This is a genomic window from Halobaculum roseum (assembly GCF_019880245.1).
GTDB classification, from domain to species: domain Archaea; phylum Halobacteriota; class Halobacteria; order Halobacteriales; family Haloferacaceae; genus Halobaculum; species Halobaculum roseum.
The window spans coordinates 97,706-113,694 of record NZ_CP082288.1 but is presented as its reverse complement, the minus strand read 5'-3'; the positions used below and the strand labels follow the sequence as shown (position 1 = coordinate 113,694).

Here is a 15,989-nt window from a genome sequence, read left to right as displayed (position 1 = left end):
TCACTTCTCGAGCGCGCCGTTCAACACCTTCGCCGCGACTAACACCGGGTCCCAGACGGGACTGAACGGCGGGGCGTACGCGAGATCCAACCGCTCCACTTCGTCGACGGTGAGCCCGCCCTCCAGGGCGGTCGCCACCGTGTCGATGCGGACCGCCGCCCGATCTTTGCCGACGATGGAGCCGCCGATGAGCCGGCCGCTGTCGCGGTCGGCCACGAGCGTCACCGTCGTCTCCTCGTTGCCCGGGTAGTAGCCGGAGCGCGACCCCGCGGTGATCGTCCGCGAGACCGGGTCGAAGCCGGCGGCGCGGGCCTCGTCGGCGTCGAGGATCCCGGTTCGGCCGCACTCCAGCTCGAACGCCTTCACGACGGCGGTGCCCGCGATCCCGCCGGTTTCGGTCGGCGTTCCGGCCAGGGTTTGTCCGATCGCCCGTCCGGCGCGATTCGCCGTCAGCCCCAGCGGGACCCATGCCGGCTCGCCGGTGACGACGTGGTGATCTTCGGCGCAATCGCCGGCGGCGTACACGTCCTCCACGGCGGTCTCGCCGTACTCGTCGACCGCGATCGCGCCCCCCTCGCCCAACTCGACGGGCGTGTTTTCGACGATCTCGACGTTCGGCGCGACGCCGACGCCGACGATCGCCAGTTCCGCATCCAGCGTCGAACCGTCCTCGCACCGAACGCCCGCAACGCGGCCGTCCTCGCCGAGCAAGCGGTTGACCTCGGCGCCGAGGTGGAGGTCGACGCCGCGTTCGAGGAGGTGGTCGGCGACCGCCTCCCCCACCGCCTCGCCGAACGTCGGGATCGGTCGCTCCGAGCGCTGGAACAGGTGTACGTCCACGTCCCACGCGTCGAGCGCCTCGGCCATCTCGACGCCGACGTACCCGCCGCCGACGATCGCGGCGGTCTCGGGCGGCTCCATCGCGCCGTAGCGGGCGACCAGTTCGCGATCGAGGGAGTGACCGCCCCCGAGGTTGTCGACGTCGAACTCGTCGGGCGGCGTGAGCATCGCGCGCACGGCCGCCGCCGAGTCGAGCCCGTGGATCGTGAACGCGCCGGTCAGCTCGCTACCGGCGATCGGTTCGGTCCTGGCTGTCGCGCCCGTCGCGACGACGAGGTCGCCGTACGGCTGCTCGAAGGAGTCCTCGGGTCCCTCGACCGAGACGGTTCGGGCGTCGGTGTCGACAGCGACGACCTCGTGTTCGCGCCGGATCTCTATCCCCCGGTCGTCGATCTCCGCGGGCGACAACGACAGCAGGTCGTCGAGTTCGTCGACCTCGCCCTTGACGAAGTACGGCTCGCCGCAGTGGGCGTACGACACCCACCGGCCGCGCTCGAACACGATCACCTCGCGGTCGGGGTCCTCGCGGGAGAGCTTGCTCGCCGCGCTCAACCCCGCCGCGTCGCCGCCGACGATGACGACCGGATCTGTCACACGCGAACTCCGCTCGGGGCCGACTTACAGCTATCGCCGACGGTTCGAACGGGCGCACATCCGTCGATCCGCCCGGGTTGGCGAGCGACTCGCCCGGCCGCCGACGTCAGGAGAGCCGCTCGCTCGCGATCCCGGCACCCTCGTCGAGCGCCTCGAGTTTCGCCCACGCGATCTCGGGGTCGACCATCCCGAGCCCGGCCTGCGTGCCGAACCCGCAGTCGGGCGCGGCGACCAGCGGCGTCCACTCGTCGACCGCGTGAGCGACGCGCTCGATCCGGTCGGCGATCGTCTCCGGATGGTCGATGACGTTCGTCTTCACGTCGACGACGCCGGGGATCAGAGTCCAGCCGTCGGGCACCGGCTGCTCGGCGAACGCGCGGTACTCGTGCTGGTGGCGGGGGTTCGCCTGTTCGACGCTGAGTCCGGTGATGTCGGCCTCGTATATCTCCGGGAGCATGTCGACCAGATCCGTGTCGAGGTGGTGGGGCCCCTCGTAGCTCCCCCAGCAGGTGTGCAGGCGGACCTGCTCGGCGGGGACGTTCGACAGCGCCTCGTTGAGCGCCTGTACATGTAGGCCGGTCGCCTCTTTGATCTCCGCCAGCGGGGCGTCGGCGAATGCGGCGGTGTGCCCGATCGTGAGGAGTTCGGGGGCGTCGATCTGGAGGGTCAAGCCGGCGTCGGCGACGAGCTCGTACTCCTCGGCCATCGCGTCCGCGACGGCGAAGAGGTACTCGTCGTATGAGTCGTAGTGCTCGTTGACGTGCGTGGCAGTGACGACGCTCGGCGACGCGGCGGTCATGAACGTGTCCTCGAAGTCCGCGTCGGCGGCCTCGACCGTCTCCTGAAACTGCGCGATCTCGGCCTCGGCCTCCGCGCGGCCGGTGTACTCGACCGGCCCGGTCACGACCGGATGCATCGAGAGGTCGATCACGTCGGTTTTGAACGTCTCCTCGGCGTAGTCGGGGAACTCCTGGAGGTCCGCCCACAGCTCCTGTTCGCGCTTGCCCTCGATCCCGCTGAGCCGGTCGGCGACGTACCAGTTGAACGAGACGCGGGACTGCTCGCCGTTGTTGGCGATGTCGATGCCGGCATCCGCCTGCCGTTCGACCACGTCACGAGTGGCGTCGGCGACGGTCGAGTCCCACTCGTCGGCGTCGACCTCCGCGCCGTCCTGTCGGTCGGTAAGGAGATCGAGCAACTCCGGCGGTCTCGGGAGGCTTCCGATGTGCGTCGTCCGGATCCGGTCGTCGTTGTCCGTCATGAGAACGTATGGTAGTAATATACCTACAATATTTTATAACTCAGGGTAGTCGCAACCGGGATCCGATACGCCGCCGTTCTCGTTTCGAGGCTCGACGGAACACTGCCGAACAGCCCCGTCGATGAACGGATATCGGAGATCTCGAAACAGCGGACACCAGTGTCCGGGACGAGGCGGGGCGCTCAACGCGAGGTGAGCTACTCGTCGTACGGTCGAAGCCGGATGACGACACCACCACCGCCGCGGATGGTTACCCGCCGACCGGCAACGGTGAACGACACGACCACATCGGTCGCGCTCTCGGTGGCGGCTTTCGACCGGAAGAACGCGTCGGGCGCGATGGAGTCGAACAATGGTTCGAGGGTCGCCTCCTCGCGACCGAGTGCCACCCTGAGCATTTCGATGACCGCCATCGACGGAGCAGTCGACGACCAGTTGTACTGGGCACGAACGGTCTCGTCATCCCCGCCGGATCCGCCCTTGTCGGACCCATCAGTCATATACGATTCCTCCGGACCTCGGTAGCGAATCGGCGTTGATTGTGGTGACCATCTACGTACTCGACATAGTCGGCGTCCTCTAGCCTCCGCATGAAGATAGCTTTCAGCACGACGACGAGACTGTTCGTCTCGCTGGACCCCAGATCGCCGTCTGGGAACGGGGATCCGTCGGGGCCGCATTCGCGCCGTTGACGAGCACGCTCCCGAGCGTCCGCGGGCCGTCGACCATCGAGAGCCACCCCGCCGGCGTGTCCGACCAGATCCACAGCGACTCGAACAGCTCCGCGTCGGGGATCTCTTCGTGGACTCGTGTTTGGACGTCCGCACCGGCTGTCGGTGATTCGCACGATACGCTCAAACCCGTGGGGACCGTGCGCTCGGCCACATGATGCTCCCCACCCACGCGCTCGCCGGCGCCGCCATCGCGGTTCCCCTGGCGGCGCTGGCGCCCGAGGCGGCTCCCGTCGTGCTCGCTGCGGGGCTCCTGGGCGGGATCGTGCCGGATCTCGACCTGTACGTCGGTCACCGCCGGACCCTCCATTTCCCCGTGTACTACTCGCTTGCCGCCGTCATCGCGGTGCCGTCGGCGTTCATACTCGGCACAGTCGCGAGCGTCGCGCTGGCGTCCGCGATCGTTGGTGCGGCCGCCCACAGCGTCGCCGACGTGTTCGGGGGCGGGCTCGAACTCCGGCCGTGGCAAGCGACCGCCGACCGGGCGGTGTACGACCACTTCAACGGTCGCTGGATCGCGCCGCGTCGCTGGGTCCGATACGACGGCGCCCCCGAGGACCTCCTGTTGTCGGCGACGCTCGCGGCCGGACTGTGGAGCTTCGTCGCCGCCGATATGCGGCTCGTCGTCGCCGGAACGCTCGCGGTGGCGGCCGTGTACACGGTCGTGAGACGCGTTCTCCCGAACGTCGTCGAGGTGGTCGTCCCCGCGCTCCCGGCAGGGGTCGTCTCCTCGCTCCCCGCGCGCTATCGTGAGCCGGCACCGACCGGTTCGGCGACCGGCGCGGATGTGGTTCGCCGCGAGCGCGACGCGAGCCAGTCCGCCCGTGCAACGCGGGACGGGCGGTAACCGTGCACGACGCGGCTCACGTCGCTGCGACGCTTCTGCAGGTCGGGATCGTCGCGATGGGGGTCGTCGCGGTCCGGCGTGCGGACGTGGCCGCCGCGGTCAACGCCGCGTTCGCGCTCACCGTCGCGCTCGTGCCGGTGGGGGTCTCCGCGGCCGCACCGGCGGCGGTCGCGGAGGCGATGTCCGCCACTCCCGAACTGTCGCTGTGGCTCGCGCTGGCGGGGTTCCTCCACGTCGTCGGGATGCTCGGCTGGTACGACACCGTCAGGTGGTGGGACCACCTCACGCACACGCTCTCGGCCGGGTTGCTCGCCTCGTTGGTGTACGGCAGTCTGGTCGCGGTCTCACGCTCGTCCGGTCCCGTCCTCTGGCCCGGCGGCCTCGCCGGCGCGACGGTCGGCTTCGTGTTCGCGATCGGCGTGTTCTGGGAGATCGGCGAGCTCCTCGCGCGGGACGTCGCCGACTGGCTCGACATCGAACCGGTGTTAGTTCACTACGGGTGGCGCGATACGGCGCTCGATCTGGTGTTCGACGTCGTCGGCGCGCTGCTCGTCGTCGCCGTGGATCTCCGACTGTTCGTCGAAGTCGCTGCCGTCTCGCCGACGGCGACCCGAACAGCGCTGGTGTGGACCGGACAGGTCGTCGGCGCGGGATCGGTACTGTTCGTGGCGGGAATGCTCCTCACGCGTTACGCGAGGGACGCGAGATAGAACACGAGCAGTCCCACCGATGTGAGCACGCCCAACACGGCCGTCAGCGAGACGCGCCCGACGGTCAGCGGCGCGGTGAAGCCGTCGCGGTCCTCGGGAGCCTCGAAGCGCAGGCGCACGAGCGCCCCGTTGACGGCGACGAACACGAGCAACAGCGAGGCGTTCGCGAGGCCGGCGACGACGACGAGATCGTCCAGGAGTACGAACGGAACGGCGAGCGCGGCGACGAGCGCGATCGCGAGATGGGGCGTCCGCCGCTTCGGGTGGATCCGCGAGAAGACCGTCGGGAACGATCGGTACTCCGATTTCGAGACGCCGTAGGTCAGCCGCGAGGTCGACACCAACAGGATGAGCACGGTGTTGGCCGTCGAGGTGAGCGCGATGGCGCCGACGAGGCTGCCCACGGCGGCGCCGCCGCCCGCCTCGGCGACGAGCGCCAGCGGCGATCCCGACGCGCCGAGGACCGTCGGGTCGACCAGTCCGACGGCCGAGAACGCGACCATGACGTACAGGACGGTCGTGACGACGATGGCGAGCACGACCGCCCGGGGGACTGTCCGCGTCGGGTCCTCCGTCTCCTCGGCGACGGTCACGATCGAGCCGAACCCCAGGTACGCGAAGAAGACGAGGAACGTCGCCTCGACGATCCCGAGCCCGCCGGAGGGGAGCGCGAACACGTCGACCCCGTCCCACGTCCCCGTGCCGACCCAGATCACGACCGCCAGGCCGGCGATCTCGGCGGCCGTGAACACGATGTTCAGTTTCGCCGAGAGGTCGATCCCCCAGTAGTTCACCGCGGAGGCGATGAGCACGAGCACGAGCGCGGCGGCCGCGGTCGACACGCTCGCGAACCCGGACAGGTACCCCGCGAAGGCGATAGCGACGGCCGCCGTCGAGACGACGCCGACGAACACGCGCAGGACGGCGACGACCTCCGCGAGCCGCTTGCTGTCGAACGCCTCGCGGACGTACACGTAATCGCCCTCGCCGCGCGGGAACCGCGACGAGAGTTCGGCGTAGCTGAGGCCGGTAAAGGAGGCAACGACCGCCGCCAGCAGGAACGCCAGCGGCACGGACTCGCCGGCGACGCCCGCGGCCGCACCCAGGATCGCGTAGATCCCCGCGCCGAGGATCAATCCCACGCCGTAGACGACGACCTCGAACAGCCCGAGCTCCCGACGGAGCGACGGCGCAGCCGCGCCGGTAGCTCCCGGAGTGTCGTCGACGCTCCCGTTTGCGGCCCCCTGCGCGTCGCCGCCGTTCGCGCCCGGGTCGTCGGGGACGGTCACACCTCGGGGCTCGACTCCTTGCGCCCGGTGAGGCTGTCGGGGACGAGCCGGTGGAACTCGAACTGCACGTCCGCCGTCGGCCGGCCGAACGCGTCGACCAGCGGGATACCCACCCGATCGAGTCCTGCCAGCGACTCCGTCGAGATCTCGTCGTCGGTGGTGCCTTCGAGTCGGCCCGACGCGACGACGCTGTGCCACCGGTCGTCGACGGTGTCGTAGGTGACGAACGTGACCGCGCGGTCGGCGAGCGGGGGTTTCTCGCTGTCGCTTCCGACGGCCAGACGGAAATAGAACGTCTCCTTGCGGCCGTCGTAGCCGTACGAGACGGGCACGCTGTGGGGCGGCTCGTCGGCCCCGTCGTCGGGGGCCAACGAGAGGACACCGACGCCGCCGGTTCCGAGGAACTCGTCGCGTTCGTCGTCGTCCATCGTTACCGCGTCGGGGGCGCTCATATCCGGAGATACATCACCGAGAGTGAAAAAACGGGTCGACGGATCCCAGCGATCCCGATCGAACCCCGGTCGTCCCGTTCGCGTTGCCGCGCCCTCGGAACCTCGACCGATTACTTATACGCGATCCGACGTATTTCGCGATATGGCACCAGTTCGCAGGGTCGTCGTCGACGTGTTGAAGCCGCACGCCCCGCCGTTAGTCGAGTTCACCGAGCGGGTAAGCGAGACGGCGGGCGTCGACTCCGCGAGTTCGCGGCTCATCGAACTGGATCGCGACGTGCAGAACATCGAGGTGACCGTCGAGGGGGAGGACGTCGACTACGACGCCGTCGTAGAGACCGTCGAGGGGGTCGGCGCGACGGTCCACTCGGTCGACGAGGTGGCCTGCGGCGACAGCCCCTCGACCGACACGCTCGCGCCGGGGTCGGACGACTGATCGACCGTGTCGTCGCTTCGATCGCGGTTCGCGCGAACGATCGCGCGTGAGGACGTTCGAGCGATCGCCCGGCGGTACTTCGTCTCCAACGGGTTCGACGGAACCCTGACCGGGATCGGCATCGTCGTCGGCGCCGTCCTGTCCGGGATCCCGAGCGGAACGGTCGTCGTCAGGATCGGCCTGAGTGCCGCCGTCGGACTCGGGACCTCGGCGGTGTGGAGCGTCTGGGAGATCGAACGCGCCGAGACGCGCGCGGAGATCCTCCGGCTGGAGGCGGCGATGCTCGTCGACCTCGACGACACGCGGATCCAGCGCGAACAGACGACCACGCGGCTGGTCCACGCCGCCGCGAGCGGGCTGGGCCCCCTGATCGGGATCCTCCTCCCGCTCACGCCGTTCGTGTTCGAGGGGAGCACGTTCACGATGGCGACCGCCGGTGCGGTCTCCGTCGCGATCGCGGTGTGTGTGCTGGGCGCCTTCGGGGCGTACATGGGCTCTATCTCCGACCAGCGGTGGTACGTCGCCGCCGCACGGATGGGCCTGGCCGGGATCGTCGTCGCGGCGATCAACCTCGTGTTGCCGGCGTGAGCGCCCCGATCGCCCGCGGGCTCAATCCGAAAAGTGGTCGGCACCGACCTGAGCCGCCGCATCGAGGGTGTCGTAGGTGTCCGCTCCGCCCTCAGCCTCGTAGATCACCCAGTCGATGCCATGGCCGCTGGCCGCGTCGGCGACGGCCGACAGGTCGATGTCGCCGTCGCCGACCGGAACCGTCGTTCCCGTCTCGGCGTCGTAGTCCTTGAGGTGAAGGAGGTCGATCCGGTCGGCGTACCGCGAGAGCAGCGTCAGCGGCTCGGCGCCGGCGGCGCCGGCCCATCCGAGATCCGGTTCCAGACCGACGCCGTCGGCGAGCGCCAGCAGGCGATGTAACGCGTACTCGCCGTCGACCCGGACGAACTCCTGATCGTGGTTGTGGTAGTGGAGGTCCAGCCCGCGGTCCGACAGCTCGTCGGCGGCCGCTGAGAGCCGTTCGGCGGCCCGCCGAACCGACGCCGCCGACCGGAAGTGTTCGGGATCGAGCCACGGAACGACGACGCGGTCGCAGCCGAGGGTAGTACACCTCGCGGCGACAGCCGCAGGCTCCGACTCGATCGCCGCCAGGTCCACGTGAGCGCCGGCCGCCGACACGCTCGCCGCGTCCAGCGCCCCCCGGATGTCGTCGGGGTCCTCGCCGGCGACGCCGGCGGCGTCGACGCCCGCGAACTCCACGCCCTCGACGCCGGCGTCGCCGACGTGCCGGATGACGGTGTCGAGTGGATCGTCGATGTCCCGGAGGCTGTACAGTTGGAACCCGAATCGGGGGTCCTTCTCACGTCGAACGTCCGTCATGCGTTCCCGTCCGCGTCCCTGCCGGTAGTCGGTTACGGCCCGAACCCATCCCCGTCGGGTCCCGCGAGCACAGACTCGGGGAGGTACGCCGACACGGTCCAGTTGGGTGCGTCGACGACCTGATTGATCTTCAGGTCGACCGCCGCCGAACACAGCACGTAGGCGTCCGGGCGGGAGAACCCCCGCCGGTCGTGGAGGTGCGCGATCATGTCGCTGATCGCCGCCTTCGCCGCGTCCATCAGGTCGGGCTCGATGCCGGTCGTCGCATACGTTCGTTCGTCGTGACCGGCGGAGGTGAACGGGCCGTCGGTCTCGAACTGCGGGCCGTCGACGGGGTGATCGTCGACGAGATCGAGGCGGAGGGTGACGGCCATCGGCGCCTCGATACCGGTGAGACACACCTCGCCGTCGCCCTGTGCGGCGTGACAGTCGCCGATAGAGAACAGCGCCCCCGCCGCCTCGACCGGGAGGTACAGGCGGGAGCCCGTGGTCAGGTGCTTCACGTCCACGTTTCCGCCGACGCGACGCGGCGGCATCGTCGAGTGCGGCCCCTCGTCGCCGGGGGCGACGCCGAGGTTCCCCGGGAACGGCGCCAGCGGCACCGCCACGTCGGGCGCGTCGGAGTCGACGAACGTCGCGACGGGCGTTCCCTCGCGGGAGGCGTCGAGATCCCACTCCCGGACGTGCGGGTCTCGGAACTCCTCGGGGAGTAGCCCGCCCTCACGCTCGCCGGGCGGGACGGCTGTGACACCTCGACCTCGGTGTTCGAACGCGAGCAGGTCGACCGCGAGCGTGTCGCCCGGCTCGGCACCCTCGACCGCGACCGGGCCGGTGAGCGGGTGACCGTCGGCGTCGACGGCGAGCAGTTTCTCGACGGTCGCCGGCGGGTCGACCTGGCCGTCGTAGGCGTCGCGACAGTCGAAGCGGATCACGCTTCCCGGATCGACGGTGAGGGCAGGATCGATCGCCGCGTCCCATTCGTAGTGGACGGCCTCGTCGGCGGACAGTTCGTACTCCGGGTCGGGCGCGTCGGGGACGGCGAAGCGGCGCTGAGGCACGGGTGACAGTGCCGCGCCGAGCGGCATAAGTCATCCCGGAGGCGGACGACGGCCGGATGGCGGTGGCACCTTCAACCCGCGGGCGGCGGGACCCGCGAGTCGTAACGTTCAGACCCACCGGCGACCGACACCGACCGTGACACGGTATCGAAGCCTCGGGCTGTTCCTCGTGTTGGCGGCCGTCTGGGGCTCGGCGTTCATGGCGATCAAGGCTGGATTGGCGTACTTCCCGCCGGTGCTGTTCGCGGCGATCCGCTACGACATCGCCGGCGTCGTGATGCTGGCGTACGCCCTGTACGCGACGGACGTGCCGTTGCCCCGGGACCGTGCGGAGTGGACCGAGGTCGCGATCGGTGCGGTGTTGCTCATCGCGGCGTATCACGCGCTGTTGTTCATCGGGCAGACCGACCCGACCGTGACCAGCGCGGCCGCAGCGGTCGTCGTGAGCCTCAGCCCGGTGCTCACGACCGGCTTCGCCCGTGGACTGCTTCCCAACGAGCGGCTGACTGCCGTCGGTGTCGTCGGCATGGTCCTCGGACTCGTCGGCGTCGCGGTGCTCTCGGAACTCGACCCCTCGAACCTGCTCGCGGGCGGCACGGTTCCGAAGCTACTCATCCTCGGCGCCGCCGCCGCGTTCGCGCTCGGCAGCGTCCTCACGCGGCGCGTCGACTCCGATCTCCCGATCGCGACGATGGAGGCGTGGTCGATGATCGCCGGCGCGGTGATCATGCACGTCGTCTCGCTCGCGCTCGGGGAGTCGGCCGGACGTATCGTCCTCAACGGGGAGTCGATCGCCGCGCTCGCGTACCTCTCGCTGGCCGCCAGCGCGATCGGCTTCCTCATCTATTTCGAGCTACTCGATCGCCTCGGCCCCATCGAGATCAACCTCGTCAGCTACGTCGCGCCGATATTCGCGGCCCTGGCGGGATGGGCGTTCCTCCAGGAGGTGCCATCGGTCGCGACGGCGGGCGGGTTCCTCCTCATCTTCTCGGGGTTCGTCCTGCTGAAGCGACGCGCGATCCGCGCCGAGATCACGGCATGGACCGGCACCGACGCGAGGACCGCGGACTGACCGCTCCCGGTCCGGTCGCCGCCTCCGGCGGACTTATCGGCTCCCGCGGAAATCACCCGACACCATGGACACGCGACTCGGCGAGTACGTCGACGAGTTCACCCGCCGCGACTGGCAGACGCTCGACCCGGACGCCGTCGACGAGCCGGTCCGCATTGCGCTGGTCGGGCTCGGCTGGTTCTCGCGCGAGTGGGCGCTCCCGGGCATCGAGCGCTCGGCGTTCACCGAAGCGACCGTCGTCACCGACATCGACGCCGACGCCGTCGACGAGGTCGCGTCCGGGACCGACCTGACCGGCGTCACGCCCGAGGCGTTCCGCACGGGCGAGGTCGCCGGCGAGTACGACGCGGTGTACGTCGCGACGCCGAACGCGACGCACCTCGAGTACGTGGAGGCCGCGGCCGAGCAGGGGAAGGCGGTACTGTGTGAGAAACCGATGGAGGTGTCGGCCGAGCGCGCCGAGCGACTCGTCGAGACCTGTGCGGACGCCGGCGTCCCCCTGATGGTCGGCTACCGGATGCAAACCGACCCCGTTGTCAGACGACTGCGGGACCTCCTCGACGCGGGCTTCGTCGGCGACCCCGTCCACGTCCACGCGACGATGTCGCAGACGATGCTCGGCGAGCTCACCGGCGATCCCGACCAGTGGCGTCTGGACCCCGACCTCTCGGGCGGCTGCGCGCTCATGGACATCGGGATCTACCCGCTCAACACAACCCGGTTCGTCCTCGACAGCGATCCGGTCGCCGTCTCGGGTACCACCCGCACGGAGCACGAGGCGTTCGCCGGCGTCGACGAACACGCGGACTTCCGGCTGGAGTTCCCCGACGGCGTCGCGGCGATGTGCACCGTCAGCCAGAACGCCGCCCACGCGAGCCGGCTGGAGATCACCGGGACCGAGGGGCGGCTGATCCTCGACCCGGCGTTCTACGAGCGCGAGGAGCGCGAACTGGCGGTCGAACGCGGCGGCGTCAGGATGGACGTGGAGGTCGACCCGGTCCACCAGGTCGAGGAGGAGTTCGCCTACTTCGGCCACCACCTGCTGACGGAGACGCCGATTTATCCCGACGGTCGACATGCCCTGGTGGACTCCCGGGCGCTGGAGGCGGTCTACGAGTCGGCCGAGACGGGGGAAGTCGTTCGACTCGCGGAGTAGCCGGGGGCGGTTCCGGAGACTTTTCACGTTCGCGAATTTCGACCGGACAAGGGTTCTTCTGAAACTTGTTGTCTGATTACTTTGTCTACAAGATGGATCAAAAATAGTCAAAATAATCTGACATTGATCAATTATTCTCGCTTGGAGCATGTGAGAATTTTGGCGAAGGAAGCTGTTACCGTGATAGATATGAAATCAGAAACACAATTCTTAGCTCTTATTTATGATTGAAAATCACTTGGTCTGAGTCGACATATTCCGAAAAGTCCTCCTTCTGTAGGTACTCTGCTATATCTGTGTTTTGTTCTCCTGCATGTCTCAGATCGTCCAATCCTTCACTTGTATTCCCCAACTCTAGTTTCGCTATTCCTTTATATAGCCTAGCGAATGCAGGTTTTTCACTTGATGAATTAGATTGGTTCTTCAAACGCAGACTCCTTAACGATCTATTACTATCATCAAGTTCTGGTTGGTTATTGAGATATTCATCCAAGTGGTCAATTGCTTTTTCTGGGTGAGAGCGATAAAGGTTCCTTCCAGCGATAAAATGAGCGAAGATTTCGTGTGTGGTATTGGGATGATTATCGATTAGTTCTTTGCAAATTTCAGTAGAAGCGGCTCTTTCTTCTAGTTCAAATAAGCTCCGAGCTTGCACCATCTTAGAGGCATTAGCGGAAAACCCCTCTCTAGAGATCTCCAGAACGTCATCAGCAGTTTCAATAGCGTTATCATAGTCACCATTTGCTTCATATGCACTTGCTAAATGGAATAAGAGATGATCGTCCGCAACGTCCATTTTTCTAAGCCGCTCACCTGCTTCGATGGCAACTTGTGGATTTCCTCTATCCATAGTACATAGAATATTTTCTAGCAATCTTTCGCTTTTTGGAGATATTTCCATAGCTCTTTGGAATGCATCACCTGCCTTTTCATATTCATCTTTCTCAGCATGTATGAGTGCCTTTAGATACTGGGCGTCAGCCCAATTAGGGAACTTATCAACGGCATAGTTAATACTTGAAAGGGCAGACTCCAACTTTTTGTTTCTGTAGTGTAGAAGTGATTCATTTATATATATATTAATAAATTATTATTATTAATCGACTTTGCACGATTGAGAAGCCTAAGGCACTTTTTTGAATCGTCAAATTGTTCGCATGCATCGGAGACATATCGCATACTTGTCTCGAATGAAATATCTAAGCCAAGCATATCCAGATCAGGAGACAGAGATTGAATCCTTGTTTCTACAGTCTCGGAGATCTCTTCGGTATCTGAGTGAATGACGACCATGTATCCGCTGTTAGTCCAATCAATTTCGCATCTAAATCGAAGAGTCTGTTCATCTGTGTACGCATCTTCATTTTTGTTCCCATCAGATAGTTCCGGATCTGATTCTCTGAATGGATCGACGGTGAGATTTTCAAAGATTTCGAAGTTTGAGAACCCTTGCGTAATCCGATCAGGAATAAGTCTCGTGTCAGAATGTGGATCTATTTCGAAGTTCTCCGACTCTAGTAGGACCTCACTGTACTTTATGAATGGGCCTGGAGGATCATCGAACGAATAATGGCTATGTGCTCCGTTTATTCCGTTGAGTATAGTTGAATCAACAAGTCGATAGTGCAAGCTTGATAAGAATATACGTTCTCTCATATTCTCAGAGGAACTCTCATCTAAGTTTTTACTATTGAAATTGCTTACAATATCATTTGAAATTGCATGGTATTTGACGAAGGCAGTTGAGTATACATCTGAATTAAATAAATATTCCCCATCCTCAGACCTCTCAATAATCCCTTGATTAACCATCCGGTTCAGAAGTCCATCATAGATATTCCGTTTACGACTAATTATTTCCTCTAGATCAAGAGTATCGAAAGAAATCAGAAGCGCATAACTGATCAACCAATCCTTTGGCAGCTTGGGGTTTTCTATGAGAGGAATTAGAAGTTTAAGCTCATCATCGGATAAGGTTTGAATTTTGGAAATTACTTCTGATTCAGCTTTTGACCCACTCGATCTTATTTGCTCAGCCGCTTCAGAGATGGCTTCAGGAGTGAGATGAAGAACTTCTGAACTGTTTTCAGGATATACTTTATACATGTAAAAAGCGAGCATATTAATTTCGTAAGGATTACCTTGAGATAGGGAATGAATATCTCGGACAGTCTTATCAGGGAGTGTTGGAGTATCTTCACCAGTTAACGGGATTTCTAAGCATTCTCTCGTTTTTGACATCTCATTGAAAGGTTCGAGCTCAAATTTATCAAATTCAGTGGAATCTATCATTACATCTGAATTCTCAAAGACACCCTTTGTTCCAGAAATGACGACGTTGAACCCGTAAGTCTTTATGAAGGCATCAATAATCACGCTTAGCTCGCTAGTCTGATCAGCAAACTGCTCAATATTGTCAAATACGACAAGAAATCCTGTTATTTCAGTACCCTCCGTAGCCTTATTGTAAAGGTTCGTTAAGTCATGTTGGACATCTACCGAATTAATCCCACTTGTTTGATGGGGATCTCCGTCTTCATCATTATTCCTCGGCGATGCTGCATAACGTAAGACTCTGAGATCAATTTCAAAGCTATCAGTTATTCCTCGAAGGTACTCGCGAAATGACTTTCTTAGATTTTGGTCTAGATATTTAGATAAAGATCCACATATTTCTTCATATATTTTGGAAGGATCGTTATGGTGGCCAGCGTTCAGATTCACTTCTATAGTTTCGAGGTTTATCGAAGTCGATCTTTGCGACATTACATTTATCAAGCTGGACTTCCCTATTTCCGGAGGGCCTGTAATTGCAATATTATGAAAGCGAGGGCGATCTGAATCAGTGAGCTCAAGAAGGTACATAATGTCACTTAGCAGATCATCACGGCCCACGAAGAATTCCGGATCCTCAATTTCCCCACGATACCTATACGGATTCCTGTCCATAGAAGATAAATTCCGTTGACACAGATAGTTCTTTTGTCACCTAAGCATATATACTAAATCGTATCCTCACCCGAACACCGGGCTAAGGTTAGACCGTCACGGTCCCGATCATATTCGTCGGTCCTTACATACTCGCATCTACCACGATCGCGCCTCAATCTGCCAACGTCCGCAGCACCTCGGTCGGAACCGACTCCCGGTCCAAAGGTCGCCTCAACGACCCAGCCGTCGCGAGGGCCAACACCAGGAGCTAGCACGTCGACGGCGACGACCGACTGATTCAACGCGTAGGTAGTGGCAAGTCGATCGGCTTGTCGTCGCTGCGCACCGCGACAATACATACCCCGGTCTATCCGTGGCGCTGATCGCGTCGTACAGCCCACACACAGCCGGAGTTCGTCGGGCCGCCGCGTCGTAGCGGTGCCGCAATAGACGCATGTACACCCGTAGCGAACCGCGTTTAAATCGCCCATCTCAAGCAGCCTCCGCGGTCATGCCTGCGAGCCACTCACCGAGCGGTTTGTCCTCGATATGTTCCGCCTCGTCGGGAAAGTGGACGGCCGGCGAGTCGACGTTCTCCAACGCACGAGGTACGAAGAAGCGGCGTCCGCCTTCGACGACGAGCGCGTCTTGAGTCCGGCGTCGACCAACGCCTCTTCGAGGAACCCGTCCCGCTCCAGATAATCCGATCGTACCAGCACGTTCCCGACGGAGCCAGTCCCGATCTCCCGTAGCCGCCTGTGGGACAGATCCGGGCGCCACTGAAGGCCACTTTCAGCCTCGATCCGACTCCCACTCGCTCGCGCTCGCGTCGAGCCGGTGGGCCTCCCGCACGAAGTCGCTGTAGTGGGCGACGATGTCACCGTGGGTCACGATTCCCACGAGTTCGGCGTCCTCGACCACGGGGAGCTTCTTGACCCCGCGGTCATTCATTCGCTTGACCGCCGCCCTGACAGTCGCGTCGGGGGCGACCGTTCGCAACGGGTGGCTCGCGGCTTTGTCGACGGGGATGTCGTCGAACCCACGCCCGGTGACCGCGCCGGCATGGACGATATCAGTCTCCGTGAGGATCGCCATCGGCGTTCCGCCCTTGGTGATCAGCACGCTCCCGATATCGGCCTCGAGCATCACCTCGGCGGCGTCCTGAACGGTCACGCCGGCGTCGCAGGTGACGACCTCCCGCGTCATGAGGTCCCGAACGAGCATGG

At 63.6% G+C, this 15,989-nt stretch carries 17 protein-coding genes; 6 read left to right on the top strand and 11 right to left on the bottom strand.

Annotated elements, in window-relative coordinates; genetic code table 11:
- The 4 genes from K6T36_RS16950 to K6T36_RS16935 form a co-directional block, all read right to left on the bottom strand.
- Positions 1 to 1,434, bottom strand: coding sequence for an FAD-dependent oxidoreductase (locus tag K6T36_RS16950; RefSeq protein WP_222923908.1), 1,434 nt, complete (start codon positions 1,432 to 1,434; stop codon positions 1 to 3).
- Between the two features lie 106 nt (positions 1,435 to 1,540).
- A complete protein-coding gene (locus tag K6T36_RS16945; RefSeq protein ID WP_222923907.1) occupies positions 1,541 to 2,695 on the bottom strand; it encodes a cobalamin-independent methionine synthase II family protein in 1,155 nt (384 codons plus the stop codon).
- Between the two features lie 197 nt (positions 2,696 to 2,892).
- Positions 2,893 to 3,195: a HalOD1 output domain-containing protein gene (locus tag K6T36_RS16940; RefSeq protein WP_222923906.1), complete on the bottom strand. Its 303-nt coding sequence runs from the start codon at positions 3,193 to 3,195 to the stop codon at positions 2,893 to 2,895.
- 103 nt (positions 3,196 to 3,298) lie between these two features.
- Positions 3,299 to 3,553, bottom strand: coding sequence for a hypothetical protein (locus K6T36_RS16935; protein ID WP_222923905.1), 255 nt, complete (start codon positions 3,551 to 3,553; stop codon positions 3,299 to 3,301).
- Positions 3,554 to 3,580: 27 nt separating this feature from the next.
- Between K6T36_RS16935 and K6T36_RS16930 the strand changes: the two genes are divergently transcribed.
- Together K6T36_RS16930 and K6T36_RS16925 are read left to right on the top strand one after the other, a co-directional pair.
- Entirely contained in the window at positions 3,581 to 4,273 is a 693-nt protein-coding gene (locus tag K6T36_RS16930) for a metal-dependent hydrolase (protein WP_225935270.1), read from the top strand.
- A gap of 2 nt (positions 4,274 to 4,275) precedes the next feature.
- The gene (locus K6T36_RS16925) at positions 4,276 to 4,983 is read left to right on the top strand and encodes a DUF2238 domain-containing protein (protein WP_225935269.1); all 708 of its coding nucleotides are present in this window, start codon (positions 4,276 to 4,278) and stop codon (positions 4,981 to 4,983) included.
- Here the strand turns inward: K6T36_RS16925 and K6T36_RS16920 are convergent.
- Both K6T36_RS16920 and K6T36_RS16915 read right to left on the bottom strand, forming a co-directional pair.
- Entirely contained in the window at positions 4,962 to 6,272 is a 1,311-nt protein-coding gene (locus K6T36_RS16920; RefSeq protein WP_222923904.1) for an APC family permease, read from the bottom strand. The genes K6T36_RS16925 and K6T36_RS16920 overlap by 22 nt on opposite strands.
- Entirely contained in the window at positions 6,269 to 6,724 is a 456-nt protein-coding gene (locus tag K6T36_RS16915; RefSeq protein WP_222923903.1) for a pyridoxamine 5'-phosphate oxidase family protein, read from the bottom strand. The genes K6T36_RS16920 and K6T36_RS16915 overlap by 4 nt, the downstream gene beginning before the upstream one ends.
- 142 nt (positions 6,725 to 6,866) lie before the next feature.
- Here K6T36_RS16915 and K6T36_RS16910 point away from each other — a divergent pair, with 142 nt between their 5' ends.
- Together K6T36_RS16910 and K6T36_RS16905 are read left to right on the top strand one after the other, a co-directional pair.
- Entirely contained in the window at positions 6,867 to 7,160 is a 294-nt protein-coding gene (locus K6T36_RS16910) for a DUF211 domain-containing protein (protein WP_222923902.1), read from the top strand.
- 6 nt (positions 7,161 to 7,166) lie between these two features.
- Positions 7,167 to 7,748, top strand: a complete 582-nt coding sequence (locus tag K6T36_RS16905; protein ID WP_222923901.1) for a VIT1/CCC1 transporter family protein — start codon at positions 7,167 to 7,169, stop codon at positions 7,746 to 7,748.
- 21 nt (positions 7,749 to 7,769) lie between these two features.
- On the opposite strand, the gene K6T36_RS16900 is transcribed toward K6T36_RS16905, so the two are convergent.
- Both K6T36_RS16900 and K6T36_RS16895 read right to left on the bottom strand, forming a co-directional pair.
- Positions 7,770 to 8,546, bottom strand: coding sequence for a sugar phosphate isomerase/epimerase family protein (locus K6T36_RS16900; protein ID WP_222923900.1), 777 nt, complete (start codon positions 8,544 to 8,546; stop codon positions 7,770 to 7,772).
- A gap of 32 nt (positions 8,547 to 8,578) precedes the next feature.
- Positions 8,579 to 9,604, bottom strand: a complete 1,026-nt coding sequence (locus K6T36_RS16895) for an acetamidase/formamidase family protein (RefSeq protein WP_225935268.1) — start codon at positions 9,602 to 9,604, stop codon at positions 8,579 to 8,581.
- A gap of 136 nt (positions 9,605 to 9,740) precedes the next feature.
- Between K6T36_RS16895 and K6T36_RS16890 the strand changes: the two genes are divergently transcribed.
- Positions 9,741 to 10,676 (top strand): DMT family transporter, encoded by a 936-nt coding sequence (locus tag K6T36_RS16890; RefSeq protein ID WP_222923898.1) that lies wholly within the window; start codon positions 9,741 to 9,743, stop codon positions 10,674 to 10,676.
- Between the two features lie 64 nt (positions 10,677 to 10,740).
- Positions 10,741 to 11,832: a D-xylose 1-dehydrogenase Gfo6 gene (gene gfo6 / locus K6T36_RS16885; protein WP_222923897.1), complete on the top strand. Its 1,092-nt coding sequence runs from the start codon at positions 10,741 to 10,743 to the stop codon at positions 11,830 to 11,832.
- 217 nt (positions 11,833 to 12,049) lie between these two features.
- Here gfo6 and K6T36_RS16880 read toward each other — a convergent pair whose 3' ends face one another.
- From K6T36_RS16880 to K6T36_RS16870, 3 genes are all read right to left on the bottom strand, one after another.
- Positions 12,050 to 12,904: a tetratricopeptide repeat protein gene (locus K6T36_RS16880; RefSeq protein WP_225935276.1), complete on the bottom strand. Its 855-nt coding sequence runs from the start codon at positions 12,902 to 12,904 to the stop codon at positions 12,050 to 12,052.
- The gene (locus K6T36_RS16875; protein WP_222923895.1) at positions 12,901 to 14,781 is read right to left on the bottom strand and encodes an ATP-binding protein; all 1,881 of its coding nucleotides are present in this window, start codon (positions 14,779 to 14,781) and stop codon (positions 12,901 to 12,903) included. The genes K6T36_RS16880 and K6T36_RS16875 overlap by 4 nt, the downstream gene beginning before the upstream one ends.
- 774 nt (positions 14,782 to 15,555) lie before the next feature.
- Complete coding sequence (locus K6T36_RS16870) at positions 15,556 to 15,987, bottom strand: CBS domain-containing protein (RefSeq protein WP_222923894.1); 432 nt, start codon at positions 15,985 to 15,987, stop codon at positions 15,556 to 15,558.
- Positions 15,988 to 15,989 lie beyond the last annotated feature (2 nt).

Bases quoted from the DNA above. Each gene is read 5' to 3' on its own strand.
- K6T36_RS16945 (WP_222923907.1), bottom strand. From the start codon at position 2,695: ATGACGGACAACGACGACCGGATCCGGACGACGCACATCGGAAGCCTC.
- K6T36_RS16940 (WP_222923906.1), bottom strand. From the start codon at position 3,195: ATGACTGATGGGTCCGACAAGGGCGGATCCGGCGGGGATGACGAGACC.
- K6T36_RS16930 (WP_225935270.1), top strand. From the start codon at position 3,581: ATGATGCTCCCCACCCACGCGCTCGCCGGCGCCGCCATCGCGGTTCCC.
- K6T36_RS16915 (WP_222923903.1), bottom strand. From the start codon at position 6,724: ATGAGCGCCCCCGACGCGGTAACGATGGACGACGACGAACGCGACGAG.
- K6T36_RS16910 (WP_222923902.1), top strand. From the start codon at position 6,867: ATGGCACCAGTTCGCAGGGTCGTCGTCGACGTGTTGAAGCCGCACGCC.
- K6T36_RS16900 (WP_222923900.1), bottom strand. From the start codon at position 8,546: ATGACGGACGTTCGACGTGAGAAGGACCCCCGATTCGGGTTCCAACTG.
- gfo6 (WP_222923897.1), top strand. From the start codon at position 10,741: ATGGACACGCGACTCGGCGAGTACGTCGACGAGTTCACCCGCCGCGAC.
- K6T36_RS16875 (WP_222923895.1), bottom strand. From the start codon at position 14,781: ATGGACAGGAATCCGTATAGGTATCGTGGGGAAATTGAGGATCCGGAA.
- K6T36_RS16870 (WP_222923894.1), bottom strand. From the start codon at position 15,987: ATGCTCGTTCGGGACCTCATGACGCGGGAGGTCGTCACCTGCGACGCC.